Source organism: Burkholderia sp. HAN2018 (assembly GCF_024704855.1).
Classification (GTDB): Bacteria; Pseudomonadota; Gammaproteobacteria; order Burkholderiales; family Burkholderiaceae; genus Burkholderia; species Burkholderia cepacia.
This window is the reverse complement of the sequence record NZ_QOBB01000304.1, coordinates 1-7,072: the sequence shown is the minus strand read 5'-3', so window position 1 is coordinate 7,072 and position 7,072 is coordinate 1. Positions and strand designations below refer to the sequence as shown.

The 7,072-nt window shown below is 64.4% G+C and carries 6 protein-coding genes and 1 pseudogene; 1 reads left to right on the top strand and 6 read right to left on the bottom strand.

What is annotated here, in order from left to right; all coding sequences use genetic code 11:
- The first annotated feature begins 223 nt into the window (after positions 1-223).
- Positions 224-1,111, top strand: coding sequence for a formyltetrahydrofolate deformylase (gene purU, locus DPV74_RS37455; protein WP_059698426.1), 888 nt, complete (start codon positions 224-226; stop codon positions 1,109-1,111).
- A 21-nt stretch (positions 1,112-1,132) separates the two neighbouring features.
- On the opposite strand, the gene DPV74_RS37450 is transcribed toward purU, so the two are convergent.
- The 6 genes and pseudogenes from DPV74_RS37450 to DPV74_RS37425 all read right to left on the bottom strand — a co-directional run.
- Positions 1,133-1,390, bottom strand: coding sequence for a hypothetical protein (locus DPV74_RS37450; RefSeq protein WP_240440089.1), 258 nt, complete (start codon positions 1,388-1,390; stop codon positions 1,133-1,135).
- A gap of 136 nt (positions 1,391-1,526) precedes the next feature.
- Positions 1,527-3,182, bottom strand: a complete 1,656-nt coding sequence (locus DPV74_RS37445; RefSeq protein ID WP_027789724.1) for an APC family permease — start codon at positions 3,180-3,182, stop codon at positions 1,527-1,529.
- A 178-nt stretch (positions 3,183-3,360) separates the two neighbouring features.
- On the bottom strand, positions 3,361-4,224 hold the full coding sequence (locus DPV74_RS37440; protein ID WP_027789725.1) for a glycine betaine ABC transporter substrate-binding protein: 864 nt from the start codon (positions 4,222-4,224) through the stop codon (positions 3,361-3,363).
- A gap of 134 nt (positions 4,225-4,358) precedes the next feature.
- Positions 4,359-5,507, bottom strand: a complete 1,149-nt coding sequence (locus tag DPV74_RS37435; protein ID WP_021160638.1) for a hybrid-cluster NAD(P)-dependent oxidoreductase — start codon at positions 5,505-5,507, stop codon at positions 4,359-4,361.
- A gap of 26 nt (positions 5,508-5,533) precedes the next feature.
- On the bottom strand, positions 5,534-6,775 hold the full coding sequence (locus DPV74_RS37430; RefSeq protein ID WP_059649812.1) for an SRPBCC family protein: 1,242 nt from the start codon (positions 6,773-6,775) through the stop codon (positions 5,534-5,536).
- A 52-nt stretch (positions 6,776-6,827) separates the two neighbouring features.
- A pseudogene (locus DPV74_RS37425) lies at positions 6,828-7,072 on the bottom strand (electron transfer flavoprotein subunit beta/FixA family protein); the annotation flags it as partial.

Sequence of the window (7,072 nt, the reverse complement as noted above, 5' to 3'; positions counted from 1 at the left end):
CCGCTGGACCGGCCGCGCCCGCCCCGCCCGACGCCTCCCCCGGCGCCTGCCTGAAGCCCAGCCGCCGCCCGGCCGCGCTGGCGTGCCGATACCAGCCACACGGCGGGTTGGTTCTATCCGCGCCCCAATCGTCCTGATTTACTTGAGCCTCCCGCTACCCGCGTAGCGTGGCGCCCCGTCGCGCCGCCGCGCGGGTTGCGTTCCATGACATCCGAGGAATCTCATGACCGCCGACTCACGCCCCGATCAATTCGTCCTGACGCTGTCGTGCCCGAGCGCGGCCGGCCAGGTCGCCGCCGTCGTCGGCTTTCTCGAGCGCCATCGCTGCTACGTCGATGCGCTGAACGTGTTCGACGACGATCTCAGCAATCACTTCTTCGTGCGCTGCGTGTTTCATCCGACCGATGAAACGCTGCAGATCGACGCGCTGCGCCAGGAATTCGGGCCGATCGCGACCGCGCTCGGCGGCGGCGGCGAAGGCGACACGCAATGGGCGATTCACGACGTGAATGCGCGGCCGAAGGTGCTGATCATGGTGTCGAAGCTCGAGCACTGCCTCGCGGACCTGCTGTTCCGCTGGCGGATGGGCGAGCTGAAGATGGATATCGTCGGCATCGTGTCGAACCATCCCGACTTCGAGCCGCTCGCCGCGCAACACGGCCTGCCGTTCCGCCATTTCCCGATCACCGCCGATACGAAGGCGCAGCAGGAAGCGCAATGGCTCGACTTCTTCGAGTCGAGCGGCGCCGAACTCGTGATCCTCGCGCGCTACATGCAGGTGCTGTCGCAGGAAACGAGCGCGAAGCTCGCGAACCGCGCGATCAACATCCATCATTCGTTCCTGCCCGGTTTCAAGGGCGCGAAGCCGTATCACCAGGCGCATGCGCGCGGCGTGAAGCTGATCGGCGCGACCGCGCACTTCGTCACCGACGATCTCGACGAAGGCCCGATCATCGAGCAGGTCGTCGAGCGCGTCGATCATGCGCTGCGTCCGGAGCAGTTGCTCGCGGTGGGGCGCGACGTCGAATGCATCACGCTCGCGCGTGCGGTAAAGGCGTTCATCGAGCGCAGGGTGTTCCTGAACGGCGACCGGACGGTGGTGTTTTCGTAAGCGGGCGGGCCTCGCCGCCCGTCATGCGGAAGCCGACGGCACGCGCGCACGCGTCGTGCCGATTCGTCGCGCCCGGTGTCGCAGATAGAGGTTGTTGAGGATCAGCGCCGCGCCCGTCAGCGCGGCGCCCAGGATCTGCGCGCGGTTGGGCACGACGCCCGTGACCGCCGATACGATGAATGCCGTGATGGGCACGATGTCCATGAACAGCACGCCGTTCATCGGCCCCAGGTTCCGGTTGCCCGTCATCCACAGCAGGATCGCGCCGAAACCGGCCACCGGCAATGGTGCCAGCCCTGAACGACAAAAGCCCGACCGGTTGCAAGCCGGTCGGGCTTCGTTGCATGCCGCAAGCTCGATCGCGCCACCCGTGTGCGGTTTCCGGGCGGCGCGCACTGTTACACGGCCTGACGCGTCACTTCACCCACGCAAAGTAATACGACAACCAGATCGTCAACCCCGCCCCGACCAGCGCCGCATACGGCATCAGGTTCAGCCACATCGCGCGCTTCGGCACCTCGAGTTCCATGTCGCGCTGCATCTGCGTGGGGAACCGGCCGCGATCCTGCCAGTAATGGCGGAACAGGAATACCGGCACGATCAGCAGCATCGCGATCAGCCCGTTGCGCAGCGTGCCTTCGCCCTGCAGGTTCGCGCCCGCACCGACATAGACGAGGTTCGCGTAGCCGCAGATCGAGCCGGCGACGAGCAGCCACGTCGGGCAGCGGAACGGTCGATCCCAGTTGCCGCGATCCATCCGGTGGATCCAGCCCGACTGAAGATTCAGGAATACGAACAGCATGTAGCAGACATTCGAGATCGACAGCACCGTCATGTAGTCCGACATCATCAGCAACACGAGGTTGAAGCCGAGATCGGTCCACATCGCGCGCGTGGGCGAGCCGTGCTCGTTCACGTGCGACAGGTACTTCGGCAGCCAGCCGTCGACCGATGCCTGGTACAGCGTGCGCGACGAGCCCATCATCGACGTCATCACGATCAGCAGGATCGACAGCATCAGCATCACGACGACCGCATTCGCGACCCACGCGCCGCCGCCGACGATCTTCGCCATCGCGGCCGCGACGCCGGTGCCGTCGCCGATCGACGGATCGAGCATCGCCTGCGTGCCGAGCGCCCCCTGGAACGCCATCGGCACGAGCGTCATCACGACGAGGCACAGCGCGCCCGACCAGAAGATCGCCTTGGCGGTATCGCGACGCGGGTCGCGGAATTCACGCGTGTAGCAGACGGCCGTCTCGAAGCCATACGACGCCCAGCCGGCCATGAACATCGCGCCGAGCGCCATCGTGACGCCCTGCCCGTTCCACGAGCCGAACGTCGCGGTCGTGAGATTGCCGTGTGCGTCGTGACCGAGCGGCAGCAGCGGGAGCAGGTTCGACATCGGTACGTCGCCCGTGACGAACGGCACGATGCCGACGATCAACAGCGGCGTGAGCGACGCGATGCCGAGAATGCGCTGCGTGCGCGCCGCCTTCGATGCACCGCTGTGTTGAAGCTTGAACGTGATGAGAAGCAGGATCGTCGCGATGATGAACGTCGCATTGATCCGCAGGGACAGACCCGGCTTGATGAACCCGAGATCCGCAACCTTGAGCTGCCAGTGCAGCACCGCCGCGTTGGCGGGAAAGAGACTCGTGAGCGCATAGCTCGCCGCGAGGCCGCAGCCGAGCGCGAGCATCGGCGACCATGCGAGCCAGTTGCACCACACGGAAACCGGGGCAATCAGCTTGCTGTAACGGACCCAGCCGATCGCGCCATATACGGACGCGCCGCCCGATTTATGGGGAAATAGCCCCGATATTTCCGCATAAGTCGCGCTCTGAATCAGCCCCATCGTGATCGCGGCGATCCAGATCGCCCACGCGGGCTGGCCGATCGTCGCGCATACGCCGCCGATCGTGAACAGCACGCCTGCCGGCACGCCGCTCGTTACCCAAAAAGCGTCTTTCCAAGTCAGGCCACGATGCAGCGTGTGGCCCGTCGAATCATGTGAGATGGTTGCCTCAACATCACTGGTGCTGTTCGCACGCAGTCCTGCCTGACTCATCCAATTCCTCCTGTGATGACTCCGCACAAGGGCCGTAGTGTAACAACTTACCGGCTTTTTTGCAGAACCAAAAAAATAATTCCGGGATATGATCGCATCGCAGTGCAATTATTTCGCTGTCCTGCTGATCAATCCCGGACTGTCTCTTCGTCTATTTATTGCGGCGAATCGTCGCGGCTTACTGCACGCCTTCCGTCCACGAATTCACGCGGTCCGCATGCGCTGCAATCCATGCATCGGCAGCCGCTTCCGGCTTCGAGCCGTTCTGGATCGCGAGCATCACGCTGTCGATCTCGCCCGGCTTCCACTGGAATTTCTTCAGGAACGCGACGACCGGCTTGGCCTTCGTTTCGAGCTGCGGGTTCACGACACTGTCGACGTGCTCCGCGCCGCCGAACACCTTCTTCGGATCCTCGAGGAAGCGCAGCTTCCACTTCGCGAACATCCAGTGCGGCGCCCAGCCGGTCACGATCACCGGCTTGTTCGCGCCGACCGAGCGCGACAGCTCGGCCGTCATCGCGCTGCCCGAGCTCGGCATCAGCGTGTAGTTCAGGCCGTAGTTCTTGATCGCTTCGTCGGTCTTGCGCATCACGCCCGCGCCCGCATCGATGCCGACGATCCGGCCGCCGAAGCTGCCTTTTTCTGCATTCAGGTCGTCGATGCTCTTCGCCTTCACGTAGTCGGGGACGATCAGGCCGATCTTCGCGTCGGGAAAGTTCGCGCCGAGGTCGACGACCTTGGTCTTGTACTCGCCCCAGTAGGAACCGTGCGTGACGGGCAGCCACGCGGACAGCGTCGCGTCGAGATCGCCGCGCGCCACGCCCTGCCACATGATCCCGGCAGCGACCGGCACGAGCTTCACCTCATAGCCGAGTTTCTTCTCGATCACGCGCGCCGCGACGTTCGACGTCGCAACGCTGTCGTCCCAGCCTTCGACGTAGCCGATCTTCAGCGTGGGCTTCGTATCGGCGAGCGCCGATGCGCTCAGTGCCACCATCGCCGACAGTGCGCCGGTCCACATCAGTTTTCCGAACAGCTTCATGGTCGATCTCCTTGAAATGCGCACCGTGCGCGTTGTCTCTCTAGGTTCTTCAACCACAAATCCGCGGTATCGTTGTTTTCCGACGGATGCTTGTCCGGACGCGACGCGCCCGGACAGCCGATGGCGAGTTTCGACTACTTGTCGATCACGAGATCCGACAGCGGCTTGCTGCAGCACAGCAGCACCATCCCCTGGTCGATCTCGCGCTGGCGGATGCCGCCGTTGTGCTTCATTTCAACCTGCCCCGACACGAGCTTCACCTTGCAGGTGCCGCACATGCCCTGCGTGCACGAGGCCGGCAGCCGCACGCCGGACTGGCGCGCCGCGTCCAGCACGTGCTGCTCCGAGCCGCATGAAATCTCGCGATTGCTCTTTGCGAAGCTGACCGTGTACTGCTTCGTATCGGTGTCGGCGCCTTCGGCCGGCGGGGCGAGATCGGCGAGCAGCTCGTCGCTTGCGGTCTGCGCGAGCGTTTCGAACGAGAAGCTCTCCTCGTGATACTGCTTGCGATCGAAGCCGGCTTCGTCGAGCAGGTCGCGCACGGCCTTCATGTACGGCGCGGGGCCGCACGTGAAGATCTCGCGCTCCATGAAATCCGGTGCGATAAGCTTCAGCAGCGGCAGCGTCAGGAAGCCCGTGACGCCCGGCCAGTTGGTGCGCGCGCCGACGCGCTCGACGACGAACGACGTGCGGAAATTCGTGTGGTTCGACGCGATCAGGTCGAGCTCGCGCGCGAAGATGATGTCGTCCGGCGTGCGTGCGCTGTGCACGAACAGGATGTCGCGATCCTCGGCGAGATCGTGGTGCGCGCGGCTCATCGACATCAGCGGCGTGACGCCCGAGCCCGCCGACAGGAACAGGTACTTGCGCGCCGGATGTCGTGCGCACGTGAATTCGCCGGCCGGGCCGAGCACGCGCACCGGTGCGCCCGGCTGCAGGTTGTCGTGCAGCCAGTTCGACACCTTGCCGCCCGGCACGCGCTTCACCGTGATCGACACCGTGTGCGGCCGCGCGGGCGACGACGAGATCGTGTAGCAGCGGTTGATCGTTTCGCCGTCGATGTCGAGTTCGAGCGTGAGGAACTGCCCGGGCTCGAACGAGAACGAGCGGCCCTGCGGCGAACGGAAGAAGAAACTCTTCACGTCGTGCGTTTCCTGCCGCACGTGGCAACACACCAGCGTTTCCTCGACGTCGCTCGTCCAGCGCTCGGGAAGGGCGTTCCAGAACGCCGGGCGTGTGACCCGGCTGTCCACCGGCTCGAAATTGGCCGCATCTCGCATCATCTGTAACTCCGCTTCAGTGCTGGGTACTACGCGCCGGTTTTTTCGGCGAGCCGGCCGATGTACCAGGCCGAGAATTTTTCGACGAGACCTTCCGTGAACGGCGAATACGGGCCCGGCTCGTACGCGCTGCTGGTCGCGCCGCGCTGCGAGAACTCGACGAGCGCGCGATCCTGGTCGTTCGTGGCGTTCCACACGGCCGTGAGGTTCTTCACGTCGTAGTCGATGCCTTCCTTCGCGTCCTTGTGCACGAGCCACTTCGTGCGCACGAGCGTCTTGCCGGCCGACAGCGGGATCACCGAGAACGTCACGATGTGATCGCTCATGAAGTGGTGCCACGAGTTCGGCTGCGTCCAGAACGACAGCCCGCCGAGGTCGGCCTTGTCGAAGCCGCCGAGCAGCTTCTTCGACGCGACCTTCGCATCGAGCGTCTGCGATTCGCCGTGGCGATCGAGCGGCAGGCGCTGCGTGCGGAAACCCGTCACGTCGAGCAGCTTCTCGATCTCGGCGGACGGCAGGCCCATCTCGGCCCACTCCTTGCCGCGCCGCACGCAGGTTTCCGCAAACGCATCCATGCCTTCCGCGTTGGCGTCGGAACGCTGGTAGCCGAAACCGTATTCGTACAGCGAGATGGTGAGCTCCGGATGGTTCGCGACGCAGTGATAGCACTCGCGGTTGTTCTCCATCGTGAGCTTCCAGTTGCCTTCCTCGATGATGTCGATCTGCGCGGCGATCTTCGTGTTCGGCAGGTCGTGCGGCAGCAGGTACGGCTCCATCTCGGCGCGCAGCTGCGCGAAATCGACCGGCGGCTCTTCGGCGAGGCAGATGAAGATCAGGCCGGCGAGGTTCTCGACGTGGACCGACTTCAGGCTGTGCTTGCAGCGGTCGAACTTCTCGCCCATGTGCTCGGCGAACATCAGCTGGCCCGTCAGGTTGTAGGTCCAGCTGTGGTACGGGCACACGATGTTGCCGACCGAGCCCTTGTCCTCGTTGCACAGGCGCGCGCCGCGGTGACGGCACACGTTGTGGAACGCGCGGATCGCCATGTCGTCGTCACGCACGATCAGGATCGAATCGCTTCCCAGTTCCACGGTCACGTAGTCGCCCGGCTCGGGAATGTCCGGCTCGACCGCCACCTGGATCCAGTGCTGGCGGAAAATCGCCTCCATGTCGAGCGCGAAGATGTCCTCGCTCGTGTAGAACGGCGCTTCGAGGCTATAACCTTCCTTGCGCCGCTCGATCAATGCACGAATGTCTGCCGATACTTTCATCGTTTGCTCCGGATTCCTTGCATCCCTGGGTTCTTGCCGACAGGCATCAAAATCAGTAGTCGATGAGCTGATGCTCGCGCAAATACGCGAGGATCACTTGTGCTTTTTCGACCGAACTCCCTTCATTTACGACGTTGCCGCCACGGCTTTCGGTCGTCGTCGCGGACAGCATCCGGGCATGCCCGGAGCGCTTCTCGGCGGCGACCAGCTTTACGGGTTTACGCTCGACCGGGCCGACCGTCCACGCGGCCGCGTCGGCGTCCGCGCCGGGCGCCGCGAGCCCGGGCCGGATCGCGC

Bases quoted from the DNA above. Each gene is read 5' to 3' on its own strand.
- DPV74_RS37435 (WP_021160638.1), bottom strand. From the start codon at position 5,507: ATGATGCGAGATGCGGCCAATTTCGAGCCGGTGGACAGCCGGGTCACA.
- purU (WP_059698426.1), top strand. From the start codon at position 224: ATGACCGCCGACTCACGCCCCGATCAATTCGTCCTGACGCTGTCGTGC.
- DPV74_RS37440 (WP_027789725.1), bottom strand. From the start codon at position 4,224: ATGAAGCTGTTCGGAAAACTGATGTGGACCGGCGCACTGTCGGCGATG.
- DPV74_RS37430 (WP_059649812.1), bottom strand. From the start codon at position 6,775: ATGAAAGTATCGGCAGACATTCGTGCATTGATCGAGCGGCGCAAGGAA.
- DPV74_RS37445 (WP_027789724.1), bottom strand. From the start codon at position 3,182: ATGAGTCAGGCAGGACTGCGTGCGAACAGCACCAGTGATGTTGAGGCA.